This window comes from Micromonospora inositola, from assembly GCF_900090285.1.
Lineage (GTDB): Bacteria > Actinomycetota > Actinomycetes > Mycobacteriales > Micromonosporaceae > Micromonospora > Micromonospora inositola.
Genome location: NZ_LT607754.1, coordinates 5,631,546 through 5,653,985 on the forward strand (window position 1 = coordinate 5,631,546; position 22,440 = coordinate 5,653,985).

Consider the following 22,440-nt stretch of genomic DNA (forward strand, 5'->3'; position numbering starts at 1 on the left):
GGGCCGGGTAGGCGTGCCCGTCCTTTCTGTCGTCACGACGGGGTGAGAGATATGCCGAAGCGGGTAGTCACGGAGCCGGCACGAGACCGGGGGCCCGCGATCCTCGCGCCCGCCCGGTTCGGCGGCTATCCCGGCCCGGTCCGGACCGCCATCAGAGGCAGTTCGCTGCTCAAGCTGCTGGGTACGACAGACGCCAAGCTGATCGGTCTGCTCTATCTGGTGACGTCATTCGTCTTCTTCCTGATCGGCGGGGTGCTGGCGCTGCTGCTGCGGGCCGAGCTGGCCCAACCGGGCATGCAGTTCCTCTCCCCCGAGCAGTACAACCAGGCGTTCACCATGCACGGCACGATCATGCTGCTGTTCTTCGCCACCCCGCTGGTGTTCGCCTTCGGCAACTACATCGTCCCGCTCCAGATCGGCGCCCCGGACGTCTCGTTCCCCCGGCTGAACGCCTTGGCGTACTGGATGTATCTGTTCGGCGGGTCGATACTCATGGCCAGCTTCTTCACCCCGGGTGGCGCGGCGGACTTCGGCTGGTTCGCGTACACGCCGTTGAGCCTGTCCCAGCACAGCCCGGGCGTCGGCGGAAACATGTGGATCGTCGGGCTGGCCCTCTCCGGCCTCGGCACGATCCTGGGCGCGGTCAACATGATCACCACGATCATCACCCTGCGCGCCCCCGGGATGACCATGTTCCGGATGCCGATCTTCACCTGGAACCTGCTGCTCACCAGCGTGCTGGTGATCTTCATCTTCCCGCTGCTGGCGGCGGCGCTCTTCGCGCTGGCGTCGGACCGGATCCTGCACTCGCACGTCTACGACCCGACCACCGGCGGGCCGATGCTCTGGCAGCATCTGTTCTGGTTCTTCGGCCATCCCGAGGTCTACGTCGTGGCGCTGCCGTTCTTCGGCATCATCTCCGAGATCATCCCGGTGTTCGCCCGCAAGCCGATCTTCGGCTACACCGGTATCGTGCTCGCCACCATCGCGATCACCGTGCTGTCGATGACCGTGTGGGCGCACCACATGTTCGGCACCGGCCAGGTGCTGCTGCCGTTCTTCAGCATCCTGAGCTACCTCATCGCGGTGCCGACCGGGGTGAAGTTCTTCAACTGGATCGGCACCATGTGGAAGGGGCAGCTCACCTTCGAGACGCCGATGCTCTTCGCCATCGGCTTCCTGACCACCTTCCTGCTCGGCGGCCTGACCGGGGTGCTGCTGGCCAGCCCGCCGGCGGACTTCCACACCACCGACACCTACTTCGTGGTGGCGCACTTCCACTACGTGCTCTTCGGCACAATCGTCTTCGCCGCCTTCGGCGGGGCCTACTTCTGGTTCCCGAAGATGACCGGGCGGCTGCTCGACGAACGCCTGGGCAAGGCGCACTTCTGGACCATGTTCGTCGGCTTCCACATGACCTTCCTGGTCCAGCACTGGCTGGGCAACGAGGGCATGCCCCGGCGGTACGCCGACTATCTGCCCACCGACGGGTTCACCACGCTCAACGCGATCTCCAGCATCGGGTCGTTCATCCTGGGCGCGTCCACGCTGTTCTTCATCTACAACGTCTGGAAGTCCTGGCGGTACGGCACGATGGTCTCCGTCGACGACCCGTGGGGCTTCGGCAACTCCCTGGAGTGGGCCACCACCTGCCCGCCGCCGCTGCGCAACTTCGACCGGATGCCCCGGATCCGCTCCGAGCGTCCCGCCTTCGACGCCAAGTACGGGCGGCTCGTCGCCGACCTCGGCCGGGACCTGCCGCAGCGCACCACCAAGCCGCCACAGCGCTTCGCCGAGGAGCTGCATCTCGAGCCGCGCGTCCCCGAGTCGCCGGCCGCCGAGGGGGCGCACGGCGCGCGCAGGGCCGTCGAGTACCACCCCACGCCGCAGTCCGGCGCCCGCCCGGTGGAGGTCCCGGAGCCGGAACAGATTCGCCGGCCCAGCTTCGAGCAGACCGACGCCCCGGCGGAGGAAGAAGAGCACGCCGAGCGGGCTCCGGAGAACGAGCGCTGGCGCCACCCGCACCGCCGCGATGACACCGAGGAGCACTGACCGGTACGCGACGCAGGGCCGGCGCCTGACGGCGCCGGCCCTGCATGTCGTCGGCCGAGTTGGTGCCGGCCTTGGTGCCCGGCGTCCGGGACGGACTACTCGGCGTTGGCCGCTAGACCGGCCGCGCTGAGCGAGCGGCGCACGGCGGGCTGGACCCTGGTCAGCCGCAGCGGCACTCCCGTGCGGGCCGCGGCGTCCCGGCCGGCCATCAGCGCGGCGATCCCGCCCGCGTCGACGCCGCCCGCGCCGACCAGGTCCACCACCACCTCGCTGGGCTGCCCGGTCACCGCCTCCAGCATCGCCCGGCGCAACTGGTCCGCGCCGTCCCGGTCGACGTCGCTGCCGACCTCGACGACCACCCGGTCGCCGTTCTGCCGCACCGAGATCCTCGTCTTCACCGGCTCCGACTCGGCGGCCCCGTTCTGCCATGGCGGCGGGGCGTCGGCGAGCATCGCCTGGCGCAGCCAGGTCAGCGCCCGGGACAGCAGCCGGGACACGTGCATCTGGGAGATGCCGAACCGGGCGGCGATCTCCGCCTGCGTCTGGTTGCCGTAGAAGCGCATCGCGAGGATCCGCCGCTCCCGCCAGGGCAGCCGGTGTAGCAGCCCGCTGACGGTCACCCGGTCGTCCACCGATTCCAGCGCGTTGTCCGACTCGCCGACCAGGTCGCCGAACTCGGCGGAACTCTCCCCGCCGACCGGCGCGTTGAGCGAGGCCGGGCTGTAACCCGCGGCCGACTCCAGCGCGGCGAGGATCTCCTCCTCCGGGGTCTCCAGCCGTTGGGCCAGCTCGGCCACCGTGGGCGCCCGGGACAACTCGCTGGTCAGCGCCGCCGTCGCCTGCCCCACCTCCAGGATCAGGTCGCGCAGCCGGCGGGGCACGTGCACGCCCCAGGTGCGGTCCCGGAAGTGCCGTTTGATCTCACCGACGATGGTGATCGCCGCGTACGCGGTGAAGGACCCCCGTTCCGGGTCGTACCGGTCGACGGCGTTGACCAGGCCGAGGCGGGCCACCTGCTCCAGATCCTCCAGCGGTTCCCCCCGACCCCGGTAGCGGCGGGCCAACCGCCCGGCGAAGGGCAGCGCGAAGCGGACCAGGTCGTCCCGTGCCTCCTGCCGCCGCTCCGGCGGCAGGCCTTCGATCCGTGCCGCGTACGCCAGCGCCGCCGCGTCGAGGTCCTCCAGGCCCCGATCGGTGGGTGGTGGTGTGGTTGTGGTGGTCTGTCCGAACATCCGCGCCTCCCTCAGGAAGGTCCCCCGCCCGGATTGGGAAACCGGTCATGCGCGTGGTCGGGCCACGCACCGGGCCGGAAGTGGGTTACGTGACTGGCACGCCAGGAGCGACGACAGCCCGCTGGACAGCGTCATCTGGCCGTCGCAGCGAGCGGTGTTCCCGCTCCGTAGGTACTCAATCACGGACCGCGGTTTCGCGAGGATGTTTCGGCAGGGTTGGTGCCGGCCGGCGTGGACCCGTCCGCCGGACGTGGCGGAATCCGGTCAGGAGACCAGCAACCCCTGGTGGGCGCCGGTGTCCCGGAGCACGTCCACGGCCTCGGCGACGCGCAGCGGCGGCGGGACCGGCAGGTCGTACGGCTGGTTGCGCAATACCTCGGTGGCACGCCGGGTCGGCACCGACGTGACCGGGTAGCCCCGCGCGGACCCCCGGTCCAGCGACCGCCGCCGACGCCCGAACGCGGCCACCGCCAGCCACTGCGGCAGGCCGGCCAGCGCCGGGGACCGGACGCCCGGCGGCTCGGGCAGCACGTCCACCGAGCTGAACGGCTCGCTGCCGGCGAGCCACCACTCCACCCCCTCCACCCGGCGTCGGGTCGCGTTCTCGCACCAGTACGGCACCATCCCGGCCCGGACCACCTGCCACGGGTCGAGCAGCCGCCCGCACTCCACCACCAGCCGGTCGCCGGTCTTGCCGGCCCACCGCAGCCAGCGCCGGTACAGGTCGGCCGTGGCGGCGCTGAGCGCGTCGGGCTGCGGGAAGAGCACCTGGTGCAGCGGATGGCCATGCCGGCCGGTCCAGTCCCGGGCGCTGAGTTCGAAACCGGACTCCACGCCGTGCTCGGCGTGCCCCTGCGGCGTGGAGACCTCCGGCGGCTCCCAGTGCGCCCCGTCGCCGCCCGCGGAGCGGAGCACCTGGCGCAGCGCGTGCGCGTCCGGGTGGAAGTCCACCGGTTCGAGGCCACTGGCCGGGGAGCCGACCTGGAAGCTGTGGCCCCGACCCTCGTCGAGCACCGGCCAGGTGCGGGCGTCGCGCAGCAGCAGCACCGCCGCGCCGGGTTCGAGCCGGTCGGCCAGGAACCGCCCGTACGCCGCCGGCAGCCGCCGCCAGTGCACCGCGAGGGTCACGGTGGCGCCGGCGAGGGCGCCCCGGCTGGCGGGGCAGTGGACCTGCCGGACGTGCACGTCGGAGTTGCCGGCCAGCAGGCGGGCGGCCAGCGCGGCGCCGTGGTCGAGGGCGGCGCGCGGCCGGTCGACCGCGCCCCGGGTCCAGTGCGCGGTCAGCTCGAAGGAGGCCGGCAACCAGGGCACGCCCAGCGCCACCGCCAGGTGCGCGGCGGAGCCGTGCGCCGAGCCGAGCACCAGCCCGGGGTAGCGCCGCCGGGGGTACTGGTCGACGATCCAGCGGGCCACCCGCTCGGCGTCCACCTCGGCGGTCTGGGCGGGGGTGAGGGCGACCCGTCCGACGGCCCGGGCCGCCGCGGCCCGGCGGACCGGCTCCGGGGCGCCGGTGAAGCGGGACAGCGGGGTCGGGTGCCCGAGGTCGCCGCAGTCGTCGCCGCGCAGCGCCCGAGCGGTCGCCGCGACCAGGACCCGGGCGGTGCTGCCCGCCGCCACGACCCGGTCGCCGGCCAGCCCGGCGCCCTCCGCCGTGAGCCCCACCTGCACCTTCGGCACCGGCCCCACCTTGCCTCGTTCGCTCACCACGCGGCCCGGCTTCCCGTCCCTATGCGGTCTAAACGGGGCATCCCCCCACGGGAAGGATCAATCCTCGGGTGCGCGGCGGCCGGGCGATCCGGACGCACCGGACCCACCCGCGCCCTGTCGCCGGGTTCCGCCTCAGGGGGCGGAAACCCCTGCTGGACGGGGTTTCGGCGACACCCGGGCGGGCACTTCACCGGCCATGCGCGAGGACGAGGCGAGCACCGCGGCGGCGACCATCACCCCCTACCAGGACGGCCCGCTGCTGGTCCGGGGCGACTTCGCCCTCGTCAGGACCATCGAGTCGCGCCGTGGCACGGTTGCCCTCTGCCGATGCGGCAAATCGGCACTCAAGCCCTTCTGCGACGGCACCCACAAGGCGATCAACTTCCGCGCACCCACCCACCGCGAACCCTGACCCGCGACGTCGGCAGCGGGGCGGGACCGTGACGGCGGTCCGGTGCGGAGGACTGGGGCTTCCCAGGCGATGGTGATCTCCCGGAAGTTGCCCTGGCCAGCACCCCTAAACGAGGTCCTCGGCCTCCACGCTCACCTGGGCCTCGAACATCTTCTCGCGGACCCGCCGGGCGGCCTCCCCGTCGGCGAACACCCCGCGCAGGTCGGCCAGCGCGGGCTCCGGCGGGTTCAGCGGCACGGCGGGATCGACCACCGCCTCCAGCACGCTGGGCCGGTCCGCCGCGAGCACCTCGTCCCAGGCCGGGCCGACCAGCTCCGGCCGGTCGACCCGGACACCGTGCAGGCCGAGCAGCCGGGCCCAACCGGCGTACGGCACGTCCGGTCGCCGGTCACCCAGCTCGCCGGTCGGCCGCCGCCCGCCGCCCATCCCCGAGTGGTCCCGGTTGTTCAGCACCAGGATCACCAGCCGCGGGTCCCGCCACTCCCGCCAGTGGTGCGCCACGGTGATCAGCTCGGCCAGTCCGTTGAGCTGCATCGCGCCGTCGCCGAGCAGGGCGAGCACCGGCTCGTCCGGACGGGCCAGCTTGGCGGCGACCGCGTACGGCAGGGCGCAGCCCATCGAGCCGAGCGTCCCGCAGAGCTGCGCGCGGACGCCCGGGGGCAGCTCCAGGTGCCGGGCGTACCAGTAGAGGACCGAGCCGACGTCGACCGCGACCGAGCCGTCCCGGGGCACCCGGGCGGAGAGCTCGTGGAGCACGAGCTGCGGGTTGACCGGCTCGGCCGAGGCGGCGGCCCGGTCGGCCGCGGCCTGCCGCCAGCGGTCCACCGAGCTCTCGACGACGCCCCGCCACTGCTGGTTGGGCCGGTCGGCGACCCGGCCCAGCAGCGCGGCCAGGGTGTCCGCGGCGTCGCCGACCAGCGGGACGTCCACCGGGTACCGGGTGCCGATCCGCCGTCCGTCGATGTCGATCTGGATCGTCCGCACCTGTCCCGGCATCGGGAAGTAGTCCGTCCACGGGTCGTTCGTGCCGACCAGCAGCAGGGTGTCGCAGCCCCCCATCAGCTGCGCGGCGGCGGTGGTGCCGACCTCGCCGAGAACCCCGGTGTGGAACGGCAGCCGCTCGTCCAGCACCGGTTTGCCGAGCAGCGAGGTGGCCACCCCGGCGCCGAGCCGGTTTGCCAGCGCCACGATCTGGTCGGCGGCGGCGTGCCCGCCCTGGCCGACCAGGATCGCCACCCGCTGGCCGCCGGCGAGCAGCGACGCGGCGGCGTCCAGGTCGGCGTCGTGCGGCAGCACCCGGGCCAGCGGCTCGCCCGGGGTCGCGGTCAGCACCCCCGCGGTCTGCGGCAGCAGGTCCGGCACCGCGGCTTCCTGCAACGCGCGGGGCAGCACCACGCAGGTCGGGCTGCGGGTGGCGGCGGCGGTGCGGAACGCCTGGTCGAGCAGTGCGGGCACCTGCTCGGGCATCCGCCCGTACCGGACGAACTGGTTGCAGACGTCGCCGAACAGCCGGCTCAGCCCGATCTCCTCGTGCGCGCCGCCGAGTGGACCGGTGACGTCCTCGCCCACGATCGCCACCACCGGCTTGCTGTCCAGCTTGGCGTCGTAGAGGCCGTTGAGCAGGTGCACGGCGCTCGGCCCCTGGGTGGCGAGGCAGACCCCGATCTCGCCGGTGAACTTGGCGTGGCCGGTCGCCATGAAGGCGGCGGTCTCCTCGTGCCGGGCCGGAATGAACTGCGGGTCCCCGCCGGCGCGGTCCAGCGCGCCCACCAGGGGGGCGATGGCCTCCCCGGGGTAGCCGAAGGCCCGGGGCACCCGCCAGGCGCGCAGCCGCTCCACCACCAGGTCGGCGACCGTCCGGTCAGCCATTGCCCCGCCCGGGGGTGCTGGCGTCGACGTAGCGCAGCACCGCGCCGACGCCGTCGGTGAGCTCGGGCGCCTCCTCCGGCGCCAGCACGGTCAGCTCGGCGTCGGTGCCGACCAGCGCCCGGAGCAGGGCGGCGTCGGCGCGGACCCGCTGCGGGTCGGCCACCGACATGTTCATCAGCTGCCCGGGGTCGGTGGCGATCTCCGTCGGCTCCGGGCCGATCCAGAGCTTGCCGTTGGCGGAGGCGTCGTCGACGATCAGCATCGTGTCGACCTGGTTGCGTTGCAGCGCGGAGACGACCGCATCCAGCCCCGCGCCGACGTCCTCCTGGACGCCGAACCGGTCCAGCGCGGTGGTGATCCGCTGATCGGCGACCTCGGCGATGGTCTGCACGGTGAGGTCGTCCATCGCCATCGGGTCGGCGCCGCCGGTCCGCGAGCCGGCGTCGGTGCGGACCAGCACGTCCTGCCAGCGTTCCGGGAGCTGCGCGGCGATCATGCCGGTGGCGCGGATGTCGCCGGCGACCACCACCACGTCGGCACCCACCTTCTCGGCCAGCTCGGCGGTGGCCGCGGCGGCGTCCCCGGCATTGTGGTGCCAGGCCTCCATCGCCGCCCGCTGGTAGCGGGACTGCGACCAGCCGCCGGGATTGACCTGGCGCAGTTGGTAGCTCTCCCGACCCTTGACGTGCGCCTTCCGCGGCACCCCGCCGGCGCTGACCGCGATGGCGTCGGCGCCGGTGCGGTCGGCGAGCACCCGCACCCAGGCCACCTGCTCACCGCGTTGGGCGACCAGCGGCATGGTGTGCGGCAGGGTGGACCAGCTGGCCAGGTCCCGCAGCGGCGGCGCGGAGAGGTACTCGGAGAGCACCACCCGTCCGCCGGTGGCGAAGACGGCCAGACCGTAATCCCCCGCCATCGGGTCGTGCCCACGCACCACCCGCTCGACCGCGTCGATGTTCGCCGGGTCGGCGCCCTGCTCCAGCAGTTGGCCCTTGAGGGCCCGCCAGCGCAGGTCCAGCGCGGGACGGGAGTCGTGGGTGTCCCGGGAGGCGTCCAGATAGACCGAGCACCACGGCCCGGGACGGTTGTAGAGCGGACGCAGGAAGGACAGCTGCATGCTCGACCCCTTTCCAGCTCGGCCGCACGCATACCCGCGCCGTCCCGGATGTCACCTGGCGGCCATCGCGTGACCGGTGTTCATTCACGTCGTCCAACCCGAGGAGCCGATACCATCAGTGAACAGAACGGGACTCTCGGTGGTGATCGTGGATACTGACCTCCACATCCGACGCGCGGTTCATCCGACGGAGCGGATCGTCACCGGGCGGGTGGTCCGGTTGCTGGAGGGCTACCCCCGCGAGGTGCGGGTGGGTCAGCCCGTGCTGGTCGCGGTGCTCACCGCGGCCGGCGTGATGGGGTTGCTGATGCTGCTGGTGCGGTCGCTGCTGAGCAGCGGCAGCGGTGCCGCGCGGCGCAGCTTCAAGGAGTTGAAGAAGGGGCCGGAGTTCCTGGTGACCCCGCTGCGGCTGCGCGACGGCGCGGACCGGCTGCTGGAGGTGGAGCTGCACGGGCACCTGCCGCAGAGTGCGCTGCACCCCACCGACCACGTGCAGCTCACCCTGCGCCCCCAGCGCGACCCCGAACTGCCGCCGCGGATCGAGCGGATCGTCAACCTGACCACCGGCCAGCTGCTCACCCCGCGTACCGCGACGGTCTGGTCCCACCTCGGTCCGCCCGCTGCTGCTCCAGGCGACGCTCGGCGCGCTGCTGCTGCTCGGGGTCGCCGCCTGGTCGGCGCTCGGCTGAGGTTTCCGCCCGGCCGGTCGCGGGCACCGGTTCGGCCATGTTCGCCGGATTCACCCTCGAGGAGATCGACGTCGGCCCGGTACGGCTGCGGGTCCGGCACGGCGGTTCGGGGCCGCCGGTGGTGCTGCTGCACGGGCATCCGCGTACCCACGCGACCTGGCACCGGGTCGCCCCGCTGCTGGCCGACCGGCACACCGTGATCTGCCCGGACCTGCGCGGTTACGGCGGCTCGTCCAAGCCGCCGAGCGACCCGGCGCACACCACGTACGCCAAGCGGGCGATGGCCGCGGACGCGGTGGGGCTGCTCGACGCGCTCGGCCACGACCGGGCGGCCGTGGTGGGCCACGACCGGGGCGCGTACGTGGCGATGCGGACGGCGCTGGACCACCCGGCCCGGGTGTCGCGGCTCGGGGTGCTCGACGGGGTGCCGATCGGCGAGGCGCTGGCCCGCTGCGACGCCCGGTTCGCGGCCCGCTGGTGGCACTGGTTCTTCCTGGGCCAGCTCGACAAGCCCGCGGAGCGGGTGATCAACGCCGATCCGGACGCCTGGTACGGCGGCTCGCCCGCGGCGATGGGCGAGGAGGCGTACGCCGACTACCGTCGGGCCATCCATGACCCGGCCACCGTGCACGCGATGTGCGAGGACTACCGGGCCGGCCTGGGACCGGACCGGGCGGCGGACAACGCGGACCGGGCGGCCGGCCGGCGGATCGGTTGCCCGGTGCTGTTCGTCTGGTCCGAGCGGGACGACATGGTCGACCTCTACGGCGACCCGGCGGCGATCTGGCGGGACTGGGCGGACGATGTCCGCGCCGCGTCGGTGGACTCCGGGCACCACATGGCCGAGGAGGCGCCGGAGCGGCTCGCCGCGGTGCTGGCCGACTTCCTGGCCGGCTGAGCGGCGCGGCCTGGCCGGCTGAGCGACGCGGTCCGGCAAGGTGACGGCGTAGGCCGGCGTGGGTCGGCCGGCCGGTCAGCCGACCGGGGTGAGGTTACGCGCCGGGGTCGAGGCGTCGTGCAGCAGGCCGCGCCGGCGGGCCCAGCGCTCGAAGACGAGGGTGGCGAACGGCGGCACCGCGCAGGCCAGCGCCAGCACGGTGGTCAGCAGGCGCCACCGGCGCAGCCGGGCCACCACGAGGACCAGGATGCCGTAGACCACGAAGAGCGCGCCGTGGATCGGCCCGAAGACGTGCACGCCGATCTCGTTGGCCGGCGGGCCGTACTTGACCGCCATGCCGGCCAGCAGCGCCAGCCAGGAGCAGGCCTCGGCGATCGCGGCCGCCACGAACAGCCTGGTCATCTTCTCACGCATCGCATCTCCCCACCGGTCGCCGCCATGCTAGCCGGGGCGCGGGGCCGGGCCGGGCGCGCGGACGCCGGACGCGACGGGGATCACGAGGGCCGTGGCTGGGTAGGTAGAGGACCTTCGGGTCTTCCCCGCCCCGCCGCGACGTGCGAGGTTAGGGGAACCAGCGGTGACAAGGTGGTGACCATGGGCGAGGACGTCGGTGCGCGGACCTTCAGCCGTGAGGACCGGGCCCGCTACCGGGAGAAGGTACGCCGCTGCCTCGACGTCTTCGCCGAGATGCTGCGCGAGTCGCGGTTCGACGTGGAGCGGCCGATGACCGGCCTGGAGATCGAGCTGAACCTGGTCGACGAGGACTCGCAGCCGGCCATGCGCAACGCCGACGTGCTGGCCGCCATCGCCGACCCGAGCTTCCAGACCGAGCTGGGCCAGTTCAACGTCGAGATCAACGTGGCCCCGCGCCGGCTGGTCGGCACCGGCACCGCGCAGTTCGAGGAGCACGTCCGGGCCAGCCTGAACGCGGCCGAGGAGAAGGCCCGTACGGTCGACGCGCACATGGTGATGATCGGGATCCTGCCCACCCTGCGCCCCGAACACCTGACCGCCGAGACTTTGTCGGCGAATCCCCGCTACAGGCTGCTCAACGAGCAGATCTTCGCGGCTCGCGGCGAGGACCTGCGGATCTCGATCAGCGGCGTCGAGCGGCTGGCCACCACCGCGGACACCATCACCCCGGAGGCGGCCTGCACCAGCACCCAGGTCCACCTCCAGGTCAGCCCCGCCCAGTTCGCCGACTACTGGAACGCCGCCCAGGCGATCGCCGGCATCCAGGTCGCCCTCGGCGCGAACTCGCCGCTGCTCTTCGGCCGGGAGCTGTGGCGGGAGACCCGGGTGCCGCTCTTCCAGCAGGCCACCGACACCCGCCCGGAGGAGATCAAGGCCCAGGGGGTACGCCCCCGGGTCTGGTTCGGCGAGCGCTGGATCACCAACGTCTTCGACCTGTTCGAGGAGAACGTGCGCTACTTCCCGGCGCTGCTGCCGGTCTGCGACGCGGAGGACCCGGCGGAGACCCTGGCGGCCGGGGACGTGCCGAAACTCGCCGAGATGCGGCTGCACAACGGCACCATCTACCGCTGGAACCGTCCGGTCTACGACGTGTTGAAGGGACGCCCGCACCTGCGGGTGGAGAACCGGGTGCTGCCCGCCGGCCCGACCGTGGTGGACACCATCGCCAACAGCGCCTTCTACTTCGGGCTGGTCCGCGCCCTGGCCGAGTCGGACCGGCCACTGTGGTCGCAGATGTCGTTCAGCGCGGCCGAGGAGAACTTCACCAACTGTGCCCGGCACGGCATCGACGCCCAGGTGTTCTGGCCGGGGCTGGGCTACCTGCCGGTGACCGAGCTGGTGCTGCGCCGGCTGCTGCCGCTGGCGTACGACGGGTTGGACCGGTGGGGGCTCGAGCCGACCGAGCGGGACCGGCTGCTCGGCATCGTCGAGCAGCGCTGCCTGACCGGGCGCAACGGCGCGACCTGGCAGGTGGAGACGCTGCACCGGTTCGAGTCCGCCGACCACCTGGACCGGCCCGAGGCGCTGCGCGAGGTGGTCCGGCACTACGTGGAGCTGATGCACAGCAACCGCCCGGTGCACGAGTGGCCGCTGCCCTGACCGGTGCGGGTCAGAGTGGCGATGGATCGTCGCGCAGCCGGCTGTAGAGCCAGCCGTCGCGCCAGGCGCCGGCCCGGAACTCGGCGGCCCGGATCACGCCCTCCAGCCGGAAGCCGGCCTTCTCCAGCGACCGCTGCTCGCCGACGTTCTCCGGGTGCGTGCCGGCCTGGACCCGCTGCACCGGGCTGTGCGCGAAGAGGTAGTCGCAGAGCAACGCCTGGGCCCGCCAGCCGATCCCCCGGCCGCGCCACTCGGGCAGCAGCGCGATGCCGATCTCCCAGTGCCGCGCCTTGCCGTCGTACGTGCCGGAGCGGTAGCTGACGAATCCCGCCGCGGCTCGCTCCGGCTCCGCCTGGACGATCAGCCGGCCGTCCTCCGGGCCGAGGTAGCCGTCCTCGGCGTACCGGCGGGCGGGCGCGCCCGGGTCCCGGAAGCCGGCCCAGTCCAGTCCGATCAGGCCCGGCTCGACGGCGAACCGGCGGAACATCGCCAGGTCCGGCTCGGCGACCGGACGGAGCCGGACGACGATTCCGTCGGCCGCGTGGACGTGACCGACGACGGACGCCGACCCCTCACCGCTCTCCATCCCGCAGACGGTAGTCCGCCGCGCACCCCAGGTGGGCGGCTGGCCGAGACGAACGCCGAGGTTAGCCGCCGGCTGGCCGGCGGGGACGATCACGGCGGCGCCGCGCTACTCCCCGTCGCCGCCGAGTACGACGCGGCGGCGCGCGGCGTCGAGCCGCTGCCCGCGGACCTCTGGCACCGCCCGCCGGGCTGAGCGTCCCTCCCGGACCGGCGTGGTCGGCGGCTCAGAGCGCGACGATGGCGGCCGACTCCGGTGGCAGCTCGATCCCGTCGCGCATCACGGTGACGCCGGTGCCGGTGGCCAGCAGCACGTTGCGCACCATCCCGGGCAGGTTGATCCGCTGTGACTTGCCGGCGAGGTTCGCCACCACCAGGCAGTCGCCCCGGCGCATCATCAGGAACTGGTCGCCGTGCCGGACGTCGACGTCGTGCAGCCACGGGTCGGACAGGTCGGGGCGGCTCTTGCGCAGCGCGATCAGCCGCCGGTAGAAGTCGTACATCTCGCGGTGTTCCGGCTTGTCCAGCTCGGCCCAGTCCAGCCGGGAGCGGACGAAGGTCTGCGAGTCCTGCGGGTCGGGCACGTCGCCGGGCGGCCAGCCGTGCGCGGCGAACTCCCGCTTCCGCCCGGTCACCACCGCGGTGGCCAGTTCCGGCTCCGGATGGCTGGTGAAGAACTGCCACGGGGTGCTGGCCGCCCACTCCTCCCCCATGAACAGCATCGGGGTGAACGGCGCGGTCATCAGCAGGGCGGCGCCGACCCGCAGCAGCGCCGGGGAGAGCGTCGTGGAGATCCGGTCGCCGGTGGCCCGGTTGCCGATCTGGTCGTGGTTCTGCAGGTACGCCACGAAGCGGTGCCCCGGGGTGCGCTGCCGGTCGACGGGCCGGCCGTGGCCGCGGTTGCGGAAGCTGGACCGGGTGCCGGCGTGGAAGAACGCGCCGGTCAGCACGTCGGCGAGGCACTCCAGCGAGCCGAAGTCGCCGTAGTAGCCCTGCCGTTCACCGGTGAGCAGGCTGTGCAGGGCGTGGTGGGCGTCGTCGTTCCACTGGGCGTGCAGGCCGTAGCCGCCGGCCTCGCGCGGGGTGATCACCTTCGGGTCGTTGAGGTCGGACTCGGCGATCAGCGACAGCGGCCGACCCAGATGGGTGGAGAGGGCCTCCACCTCGACCGCCACCTCCTCGAGGAAGTGGGTGGCCCGGGAGTCCGGCATGGCGTGCACGGCGTCCAGCCGCAGCCCGTCGACGTGGTAGTCGCGTAGCCACATCAGCACGCTGTCGATGATGTAGCGGCGTACCCCGTCGGAGTGCGGGCCGTCCAGGTTGACCGTGCGGCCCCAGGTGTTGCTCTGCTCGGTGAGGTACGGCGCGAACATCGGCGCGTAGGCCCCGGAGGGCCCGAAATGGTTGTAGACGACGTCGAGGATCACCCCCAACCCCTTGGCGTGCGCGGCGTCGACCAGGCGTTTCAGCCCGTCCGGCCCGCCGTACGGCTGGTGCGGGGCGTACCAGCAGACCCCGTCGTAGCCCCAGTTGTGCTCGCCGTTGAAGGCGTTGACCGGCAGCAGCTCGATCATGTCCACGCCGAGGTCGACGAGGTGGTTGAGGCGGCCGATGACGGCGTCGAACGTGCCCTCCGGGGTGAAGGTGCCGACGTGCAGCTCGTAGAGGACGCTGCCGGGCAGTTGCCGGCCGGTCCAGCCCCGATCGGTCCAGTGGTAGGCGGCGTGGTCGTAGAGCCGGCTCGGCCCGTGCACCCCCGCGGGCTGCCAGGCCGACCGCGGGTCGGGCAGGGCCCGGTCGTCGTCGTCGAGCAGGAACGCGTAGTCGGTGCCCGGCCCGGCGCCCGGCACCTCGACCCGCCACCAACCGTCCGGGCCGGCGCGCATCTCGTGGTCGGCGGCACCGGGCAGGCGCAGCCGGACCCGGGCGGCCTCGGGCGCCCACACCGTGAACTCGGTCATGCGGCAGCCTCCACGGAGTCGGTGGGAGCCAGCAGGGCGACGGGATAGGTGCTCAACAGATCATGCATGAGCAGCTCAGAGCCACTGTAGACCCGCCCGGTGAACATGTCAGTGACCGAATGAACGGGAAGTGACAGGGTTGTGTCCCGCCAGCCGCCGGCCCGGTCCAGCCGCAGCGGCAGCCGGGTGGCCACCGCGATCGCGCCACCCCGGTCGAAGGCGACCGCGTGCCGCGCGGCCGGGCCGCGCGCCGGCACCGGGCGGTAGCCGGCGAACAGCTCGGGGCGGTCCCGGCGCAGCCGCAGCGTCCGGGAGACCACCAGCAGCTTCGCCGCGCCGTCGGCGGCCACCTCGGGCCGCCAGCCGCCGTCGAGCCGGGCCAGCAGGTCCCGTCGTACGGCGAAGTCGACCGGCCGGCGGTTGTCCGGGTCGACCAGCGAGTTCTCCCAGAGTTCGGTGCCCTGGTAGGTGTCCGGCACACCCGGCATGGCGAGCTGGACCAGCTTCTGGGCGAGCGAGTTGGACCAGCCGGCCGGGGTGACCCCGGCGGCGAACGCGGTGATCTCGGCGTGCAGGTCCGGGTCGTCGTACATCCGGTCGACCAGGGCGTGCAGCTGGCGTTCGAAGGCCAGGTCGGGGTCGGCCCAGCTGGTGGAGAGCGAGGCCTCCCGGGCGGCCTTCTCCACGTACGCGTGCAGCCGGTCCCGCTCGATCGGCCAGGCCCCGACGGCGGTCTGCCAGAGCAGGTGCGCGAAGGCCGGATCGGCCAGCGGCACGCGGGACATCCAGTCCGCCACCCGCTCGGCCCAGCGCCCGGGCAGCTCGGACAGCACGGCGAGCCGGGCCCGGACGTCCTCGCCGCGCTTGGTGTCGTGGGTGGAGAGGGTGGTCATGCTGGCCGGCCAGCGCACCTGCCGGGCGGCGGCGAACCGGTGGAACTCCGCCGGCGGCACACCGAAGTGGGCGGGGCTGCCGCCCACCTCGTTGAGCGCCACGAACCGGCTCCACCGGTAGTAGGCGGTGTCCTCCACGCCCTTGGCCATCACCGCGCCGGTGAGCTGCGGGAAGCGGGCGGCCAGCTCGTGCCCGGGGTCGCGCAGCCGGGCGGTGACCGCGTCCAGGATGGCGGTCAGGTCGGGTCGGCGCCGGCCCGCCTCCGACCGGGCGGCGGCCAGGTGCCGGGCGCCCTCCGGCGGGTAGCCGCGGTAGACCGAAAAGCAGGCGGCCAGCTCGGCCAGGGTCGCCCGGACCTCCTCGCGGGGCAGCTCGGGAACGAGCGCGGCGAGCCGGGTCAGCTCGGCGGCGAGCAGCCGGGTGGCGGCGGCCAGCTTGGTGTCGTGGGTGAGGTCCTGCCAGGAGGTGTGGTGGCCGGTCAGCCGGGCGTCGAGCGCGGTGAAGTCACCCTCGGCATCCGGGTCGACGAAGAGCCCGCAGACCGCGGCGAGGGCGTCGTAGCCGGTGGTGCCGTCGACCGGCCAGGCCGGCAGCTCCTCCCCGTACTCCAGGATCTTCTCCACCACCAGCCAGGCGGCCGGCGCGGCCGCGCGGAGCCGGGCCAGGTAGCCGGCGGGGTCGCGCAGCCCGTCCGGGTGGTCGACCCGGATGCCGTCCAGCTCGCCCGCGTCGGCCCAGCGCAGGATCTCCGCGTGGGTCGCGGCGAACACCGCCGGGTCCTCCACCCGCAGGCCGGCCAGGTCGGACACGGCGAAGAACCGGCGGTACGTCAGCTCGGCGTCCCCGCGCCGCCAGGAGATCAGCTCGTAGTGCTGCCGGTCGTGCACCTCGCGCGGGTTGCCCGCACCGGTCCCGTCGGCGATGGGGAAGCGGTGCTCGTGGTAGCGCAGCTCCCCCTCGACGACCTTGAGGTCGTCGAGGGCGTCGGGGGTGTCGGCGAGCACCGGCAGCAGCAGCGGACCCAGGTCCCAGTCGATGTCGAACCAGTCGGCGTAGGCCGATTCCCGGCCCCGGCGCAGCACGTCCCACCAGGCCGGGTTGGCCTCCGGCCGGGCCACCCCGGCGTGGTTGGGCACGATGTCCACGACCAGGCCGAGGCCGGCGGCGCGCAGCGCCCGGACGAGGCGCTGCCGGCCGGCCTCGCCGCCGAGCTCCGGGTTGACCGCCCGGTGGTCGACCACGTCGTAGCCGTGCGCGGAGCCGGGCGTGGCGGTGAGCAGTGGTGCGCTGTAGAGGTGGGTGACGCCGAGGGCGGCGAGGTAATCGGCGACTCCGGCGGTGGCGTCGAGGCCGAAGCCGGGGCGGATCTGGACGCGGTAGGTCGACCCGACCCGCGTCGTCGCTGCCGTCGGCACGTCGGGTCGGGGGGTGTCGGACATGTCAGGCCGTCCTCTCCAGGACCAGCAGGGACCGGTCGGGTACGCAGACCGTGTCGCCCGCCTCCACCAGGGTGGTCTTCTCCGGATCCGGTTCCGCCGTGCTGATCACCAGCTCCCACCGCTGCCCGAACTCCTCCCCGGGCAGGGTGAAGTCCAGTGGCGCGTCGTGCGCGTTGAACAGCAGCAGGAACGAGTCGTCCCGGTGGCGCTGGCCGTACTGGCCGCGCTCCGGGATGCCGTCGCCGTTGACGAAGAGGGCCACCGAGCGGCCGAAGTCGTTGCCCCAGTCCTCGCCGGTCATCTCCCGGCCGTCGGGGGTGTACCAGGCCAGGTCGGGCAGGCCCGATCCGGCGGCCCGGCCGCCCACCGGCAGCCCGGTGAAGAACCGGCGCCGGTGGAACACCTGGTGGCGGGTGCGGAAGTCGGTGAGCCGCTGGACGAAGCCGAGCAGCTCCTCGTCGGCCGGTGCCCAGTCGACCCAGGCGAGCTCGCTGTCCTGGCAGTACGCGTTGTTGTTGCCGTGCTGGGTGCGGCCCAGCTCGTCGCCGTGGCCGATCATCGGCACACCCTGGGAGAGCATCAGGGTGGCCAGGACGTTGCGCCGCTGCCGGGCCCGCAGGGCCAGGACTGCCGGGTCGTCGGTCTCCCCCTCGACCCCGCAGTTCCAGGACCGGTTGTGGCTCTCGCCGTCCCGGTTCTCCTCGCCGTTGGCCTCGTTGTGCTTGTCGTTGTACGACACGAGGTCGTTCAGCGTGAAGCCGTCGTGGCAGGTGACGAAGTTGATGCTGTGGAACGGGCGGCGGCCGTCGTCCTGGTAGAGGTCGGCGGAGCCGGAGATGCGGGAGGCGAACTCGGCGAGGATGGCCGGCTCGCCGCGCCAGAAGTCCCGCACGGTGTCCCGGTACTTGCCGTTCCACTCGGTCCACTGCGGCGGGAAGTTGCCGACCTGGTAGCCGCCGGGGCCGACGTCCCACGGCTCGGCGATCAGCTTGACCTGGCTGACCACCGGGTCCTGCTGCACCACCTCGAAGAAGGTGGAGAGGCGGTCGACCTCGTAGAACTCGCGGGCCAGGGTGGCGGCGAGGTCGAAGCGGAAGCCGTCGACGTGCATCTCGGTCACCCAGTAGCGCAGCGAATCCATGATCAGCTGAAGCGAGTGCGGGCTGCGCACGTTGAGGCTGTTGCCGGTGCCGGTGTAGTCGACGAAGTACCGCCGGTCTTCTTCCGAGAGCCGGTAGTAGCTGGCGGTGTCCACGCCCTTGAAGCTGAGCGTCGGGCCCAGGTGGTTGCCCTCCGCGGTGTGGTTGTAGACCACGTCGAGGATCACCTCGATGCCGGCCGCGTGCAGCGCCTTGACCATGCCGCGGAACTCCTGGACCTGCTGGCCGAGCCGGCCCAGCGCGGAGTAGCCGTGGTGCGGGGCGAAGAAGCCGATGGTGTTGTAGCCCCAGTAGTTGCGCAGCCCCAGGTCGGCCAGGCGGTGGTCGTGCACGAACTCGTGCACCGGCATCAGCTCGACCGCCGTCACCCCGAGCCGCTTGAAGTAGTCGATCATGACAGGTGAGGCGATCGCCGCGTACGTGCCGCGCAGCTCCTCCGGGATGTCCGGGTGCCGCATGGTCAGCCCGCGCACGTGCGCCTCGTAGATCACCGAGTGGTGGTACGGGGTGCGCGGCGGCTTGTCGTTGCCCCAGTCGAAGTACGGGTTGACCACCACCGACTTCGGCATGAACGGCGCCGAGTCGACCTCGGACATCCGGTCCGGCTCGCCCAGCACGTAGTCGTAGACCGCCGGATCCCAGGAGACCTCCCCGTCGACCGCCTTCGCGTACGGGTCGAGCAGCAGCTTGTGCGGGTTGCAGCGCACCCCGTCGGCCGGGTCGTACCGGCCGTGGACCCGGTAGCCGTACCGCTGGCCCGGCTCGATCCCGGGGAGGTACGCGTGCCAGACGTACGCGTCGACCTCGCGCAGCTCGACCCGGCGCTCGGCGCCGGTGTCCCACTCGTCAAACAGGCAGAGCTCGATCCGCTCGGCGACCTCGGAGAAGATCGCGAAGTTGGTCCCCATCCCGTCGTAGGTGGCGCCCAGGGGATAGCTCTCGCCCGGCCAGACCTGCATGTCGCTCCTTCGGCACATGATCATGAGCGCACCGGACGGGCGGGCCGCCGGTGCGCACGCCGCTAATGCCCCGTCGCCGGAGCGGCCAATCCACCCGATCGGAGGGCAACCGATATCCACCAACCTGCGCTGTCAGTGAACCTTTGGGTGTCCTCCGTCACGATAGGCCTTTTCGAGATGCGCGGGACCGCGCGATGCCCTTTGCTTGATGCGGACGCGTCCGCACGGGCGGGTCCGCCTCGGCCCCTCGGCCACCCCCACCCCCTCTTTCCGCCGCCACCGTTGCCGGCGCGACCCTTCGTGCATGGACGGAGATTGATGTGACCACCCTGCGGGTCGGCGAGCAGCCCGCCACCGCCACGGACCGGACCCACCGGCCCACCCTGACCTCCCGGCCCCAGCTCCCGCAGCAGAGCCCCGGTCCCGGCGTGCCCCCGCGGACCCGCCGCATCCTGATGCTCTCCTGGGAGTACCCGCCGGTGCTGGTCGGCGGGCTCGGCCGACACGTGCACGCCCTGTCGGTCGCCCTGGCCGCCGTCGGCCACGAGGTCACCGTCGTCACCCGGCACGCCGACAGCGCCCCCCTGGAGGAGTACGCCGACGGCGTCCGGATCGTCCGCGCCGCCGAGGACCCGGTCACCTTCCCGCTCGCCACCGGCTCCCTGCTGGCCTGGACGATGGCGTTCAACCACACGCTGACCCGGGCCGCCCTGCGGGCCGCCGAGTCCGGCTCGTACGACGTCATCCACGCCCATGACTGGCTGGTCGCGCACACCGCCATGACCCTGCGCGAGCACCTGGACGTGCCGCTGGTCAGCACCATCCACGCCACCGAGGCCGGCCGGCACCAGGGCTGGCTGCCGGAGGAGATGAACCGCACCATCCACGGCGTCGAGCAGTGGCTGGCCGCCGAGTCCGGCCGGGTGATCGTCTGCTCCGGGTACATGCGCGACGAGGTGACCGCCCTCTTCGGCGTGCCGCCCGCGCGGGTCGACGTGGTGCCCAACGGCGTCGAGCCGCAGCGCTGGCGGGCGCCGGCGGCCGCGGTCGCCGCCGCCCGGGCCCGGTTCGCCGGTGACGGCCCGCTGGTCACCTTCGCCGGCCGGCTGGTCTACGAGAAGGGCGTGCAGCACCTGCTCGCCGGCCTGCCCCGGCTACGCGAGCGGCACCCCGGACTGCGCGCGGTGATCGTCGGCGACGGGCCGTACAAGCCGGCCCTCGAGGCCGAGGTGCACCGGCTCGGCCTGGCCGGCGCGGTGAGCATGCCCGGCTTCCTCGGCGGGACCGACCTGCCCGCGGTGATGGCCGCCTCGGACTGCTTCGCGGTGCCGAGCATCTACGAGCCGTTCGGCATGGTGGCCCTGGAGGGCGCCGCGGCCGGTGCGCCCCTGGCGGTGGCGCGCACCGGCGGGCTCGCCGAGATCGTCGAGCCCGGGGTGACCGGGATGACCTTCGCCCCCCAGGACCCGGACGGGCTGAGCGAGGCGGTGCACGCGCTGCTGTCGGACCGGGAGCGGGCGCGCGCGCTGGCCCGCCGCGCCCGCACCATGGTCCACGAGCAGTACGGCTGGTCGGCCATCGCCGCCCGCACCGCCACCACCTACGCCGCCGCGATCGCGAAGGACCCCCAGTTCACCGCCGACCGCGCCGAGCAGCGGATGACCCTGGGCCCCGTCCTGCCCCCGCTGCCGGAGGGCAACCTGCTCGCCGCAGCCGGCCTGCGCTGAGCCGTACGCGTACGCGCTGCCAACCCACCAGGAGGACAGCGAAAGAGGCGCTGTCGCCGCCGGGCCTCGACCTTCAATCGCCAGACCCGCGGCCCTCGGTACGACGACCCGCCGAAACGCGGAAGGCCGCCGACCCGTGCGGGTCGGCGGCCTTCGTCGTGGGACCGGAGGGTCAGCGCTCCGCGGCCGGAGGGTAGTCGCGCTCCGGGTAGCCGGTGTAGATCTGCCGCGGGCGGCCGATCTTGGTCTCCGGGTCGTTGATCATCTCGCGCCACTGGGCGATCCAGCCGGGCAGCCGGCCCAGGGCGAAGAGCACCGTGAACATCTTCGTGGGGAAGCCCATGGCCTTGTAGATCAGGCCGGTGTAGAAGTCCACGTTCGGGTAGAGCCGCCGGGAGACGAAGAAGTCGTCGGCGAGGGCGATCTCCTCCAGCTCCATCGCGAGGTCCAGCAGGGGGTCCGGCTTGGCCATCCGGCCCAGCACGTCCTGCGCGGCCTTCTTGACGATGGCGGCGCGCGGGTCGTAGTTCTTGTAGACCCGGTGGCCGAAGCCCATCAGCTTCACGCCGGTCTGCTTGTCCTTCACCTTCTGCACGAAGGAGCGGACGTCGTCGCCGTCGGCGTGGATCTTCTGCAGCATCTCCAGCACGGCCTGGTTGGCGCCGCCGTGCAGCGGGCCGAAGAGGGCGTTCACGCCGGCCGAGACCGAGGCGAAGAGGTTGGCGTTGCTGGAACCGACCAGCCGCACGGTCGAGGTGGAGCAGTTCTGCTCGTGGTCGGCGTGCAGGATGAACAGCATGTCCAGCACGCGGGCCATCACCGGGTCGACCTCGTACGGCTCCGCCGGGACGCCGAAGGTCATCCGGAGGAAATTCTCCACGTAGCCCAGCGAGTTGTCCGGGTACAGCAGCGGCTGCCCGATCGACTTCTTGTAGGCGTACGAGGCGATGGTGGGGACCTTCGCCATCAGCCGGACCGTGGACATCTCCACGTGCTGGGAGTCGAACGGGTCCAGGCTGTCCTGGTAGAAGGTGGAGATGGCGCTGACCGCCGACGACAGCACGGCCATCGGGTGGGCGTCGCGCGGGAAGCCGTCGAAGAAGCGGCGCATCTCCTCGTGCAGCAGCGAGTGCCGGCGGATCCGCTCGCTGAACTCGGTCAGCTCCTGCTGGGTCGGCAACTCGCCGTAGATCAGCAGGTAGGAGACCTCCAGGAAGGAGGACTTCGCGGCCAGCTGCTCGATCGGGTACCCGCGGTACCGCAGGATGCCCGCGTCACCGTCGATATAGGTGATCGCGGACGAGCAGGACGCGGTGTTGACGAAACCGGGGTCGTAGGTGGTCATGCCGGTTTCCTTGAGCAGGTGGCTCACCCCGATGCCGGCGGGGCCCTCGACCGCGGACTGGACCGGCATCGACAGCTGCCCACCGGGGTGGTCGAGCTTGACTTCCGTCATGTGTTCCTCGCTTCGCCGGCAAGATCTTCGTTGAATTGCCTTCGCTTTTACCGTAATCGCGGTATCGGGGACACCGCTCGTCGTGGTTCCGCGGTGAGGTATGCGTCACCCGATTCCCGACTTGCCGGCTCGGAAACCCTGTGCATGGCCGTTCGCCCACCGCCCGGCAGCGGGCGTGGACGGGGGCGGCCGAGCGGGCGGCGCGCCGAGGAC

At 72.7% G+C, this 22,440-nt stretch carries 15 protein-coding genes and 1 pseudogene; 6 read left to right on the plus strand and 10 right to left on the minus strand.

What is annotated here, in order from left to right; genetic code table 11:
• The first annotated feature begins 51 nt into the window (after nucleotides 1-51).
• Complete coding sequence (gene ctaD / locus GA0070613_RS26900; RefSeq protein WP_089014829.1) at nucleotides 52-2,052, plus strand: aa3-type cytochrome oxidase subunit I; 2,001 nt, start codon at nucleotides 52-54, stop codon at nucleotides 2,050-2,052.
• 95 nt (nucleotides 2,053-2,147) lie between these two features.
• Here ctaD and GA0070613_RS26905 read toward each other — a convergent pair whose 3' ends face one another.
• Both GA0070613_RS26905 and GA0070613_RS26910 read right to left on the minus strand, forming a co-directional pair.
• Complete coding sequence (locus GA0070613_RS26905) at nucleotides 2,148-3,284, minus strand: SigB/SigF/SigG family RNA polymerase sigma factor (RefSeq protein ID WP_089014830.1); 1,137 nt, start codon at nucleotides 3,282-3,284, stop codon at nucleotides 2,148-2,150.
• A gap of 264 nt (nucleotides 3,285-3,548) precedes the next feature.
• Nucleotides 3,549-4,952: a hypothetical protein gene (locus GA0070613_RS26910; protein ID WP_408631016.1), complete on the minus strand. Its 1,404-nt coding sequence runs from the start codon at nucleotides 4,950-4,952 to the stop codon at nucleotides 3,549-3,551.
• 235 nt (nucleotides 4,953-5,187) lie between these two features.
• Here GA0070613_RS26910 and GA0070613_RS26915 point away from each other — a divergent pair, with 235 nt between their 5' ends.
• Nucleotides 5,188-5,403, plus strand: coding sequence for a CDGSH iron-sulfur domain-containing protein (locus GA0070613_RS26915; RefSeq protein WP_089014831.1), 216 nt, complete (start codon nucleotides 5,188-5,190; stop codon nucleotides 5,401-5,403).
• Nucleotides 5,404-5,508: 105 nt separating this feature from the next.
• Here the strand turns inward: GA0070613_RS26915 and GA0070613_RS26920 are convergent, their stop codons facing one another.
• Together GA0070613_RS26920 and GA0070613_RS26925 are read right to left on the minus strand one after the other, a co-directional pair.
• Complete coding sequence (locus GA0070613_RS26920) at nucleotides 5,509-7,272, minus strand: thiamine pyrophosphate-binding protein (RefSeq protein ID WP_089014832.1); 1,764 nt, start codon at nucleotides 7,270-7,272, stop codon at nucleotides 5,509-5,511.
• Nucleotides 7,265-8,389 (minus strand): baeRF2 domain-containing protein, encoded by a 1,125-nt coding sequence (locus tag GA0070613_RS26925; protein WP_089014833.1) that lies wholly within the window; start codon nucleotides 8,387-8,389, stop codon nucleotides 7,265-7,267. Before GA0070613_RS26925 ends, GA0070613_RS26920 begins: the two co-directional genes overlap by 8 nt.
• Nucleotides 8,390-8,528: 139 nt before the next feature.
• On the opposite strand from GA0070613_RS26925, the pseudogene GA0070613_RS26930 reads away from it, so the two are divergent.
• Together GA0070613_RS26930 and GA0070613_RS26935 are read left to right on the plus strand one after the other, a co-directional pair.
• Nucleotides 8,529-9,078, plus strand: a pseudogene (locus GA0070613_RS26930) (hypothetical protein).
• Nucleotides 9,079-9,115: 37 nt separating this feature from the next.
• The gene (locus GA0070613_RS26935) at nucleotides 9,116-9,976 is read left to right on the plus strand and encodes an alpha/beta fold hydrolase (RefSeq protein WP_089014834.1); all 861 of its coding nucleotides are present in this window, start codon (nucleotides 9,116-9,118) and stop codon (nucleotides 9,974-9,976) included.
• A 75-nt stretch (nucleotides 9,977-10,051) separates the two neighbouring features.
• On the opposite strand, the gene GA0070613_RS26940 is transcribed toward GA0070613_RS26935, so the two are convergent.
• Nucleotides 10,052-10,390 carry a DUF3817 domain-containing protein gene (locus tag GA0070613_RS26940; protein WP_089014835.1) on the minus strand — a complete coding sequence of 113 codons (339 nt, stop codon included), beginning with the start codon at nucleotides 10,388-10,390 and terminating at the stop codon, nucleotides 10,052-10,054.
• A gap of 180 nt (nucleotides 10,391-10,570) precedes the next feature.
• On the opposite strand from GA0070613_RS26940, the gene GA0070613_RS26945 reads away from it, so the two are divergent.
• Entirely contained in the window at nucleotides 10,571-12,049 is a 1,479-nt protein-coding gene (locus GA0070613_RS26945; protein WP_089016226.1) for a glutamate--cysteine ligase family protein, read from the plus strand.
• A 10-nt stretch (nucleotides 12,050-12,059) separates the two neighbouring features.
• Here the strand turns inward: GA0070613_RS26945 and GA0070613_RS26950 are convergent, their stop codons facing one another.
• From GA0070613_RS26950 to glgX, 4 genes are all read right to left on the minus strand, one after another.
• Nucleotides 12,060-12,635, minus strand: a complete 576-nt coding sequence (locus GA0070613_RS26950) for a GNAT family N-acetyltransferase (protein WP_089014836.1) — start codon at nucleotides 12,633-12,635, stop codon at nucleotides 12,060-12,062.
• A 223-nt stretch (nucleotides 12,636-12,858) separates the two neighbouring features.
• Entirely contained in the window at nucleotides 12,859-14,592 is a 1,734-nt protein-coding gene (treZ, locus tag GA0070613_RS26955; protein ID WP_089014837.1) for a malto-oligosyltrehalose trehalohydrolase, read from the minus strand.
• Complete coding sequence (gene treY / locus GA0070613_RS26960; RefSeq protein WP_089014838.1) at nucleotides 14,589-16,925, minus strand: malto-oligosyltrehalose synthase; 2,337 nt, start codon at nucleotides 16,923-16,925, stop codon at nucleotides 14,589-14,591. Before treY ends, treZ begins: the two co-directional genes overlap by 4 nt.
• Before the next feature lies 1 nt (nucleotide 16,926).
• Complete coding sequence (gene glgX, locus GA0070613_RS26965; protein ID WP_089014839.1) at nucleotides 16,927-19,044, minus strand: glycogen debranching protein GlgX; 2,118 nt, start codon at nucleotides 19,042-19,044, stop codon at nucleotides 16,927-16,929.
• Between the two features lie 320 nt (nucleotides 19,045-19,364).
• Here glgX and GA0070613_RS26970 point away from each other — a divergent pair, with 320 nt between their 5' ends.
• Nucleotides 19,365-20,771, plus strand: a complete 1,407-nt coding sequence (locus tag GA0070613_RS26970; RefSeq protein WP_089014840.1) for a glycosyltransferase family 4 protein — start codon at nucleotides 19,365-19,367, stop codon at nucleotides 20,769-20,771.
• A 172-nt stretch (nucleotides 20,772-20,943) separates the two neighbouring features.
• Here the strand turns inward: GA0070613_RS26970 and GA0070613_RS26975 are convergent, their stop codons facing one another.
• Complete coding sequence (locus GA0070613_RS26975) at nucleotides 20,944-22,227, minus strand: citrate synthase (protein ID WP_089014841.1); 1,284 nt, start codon at nucleotides 22,225-22,227, stop codon at nucleotides 20,944-20,946.
• Between the last annotated feature and the right edge of the window lie 213 nt (nucleotides 22,228-22,440).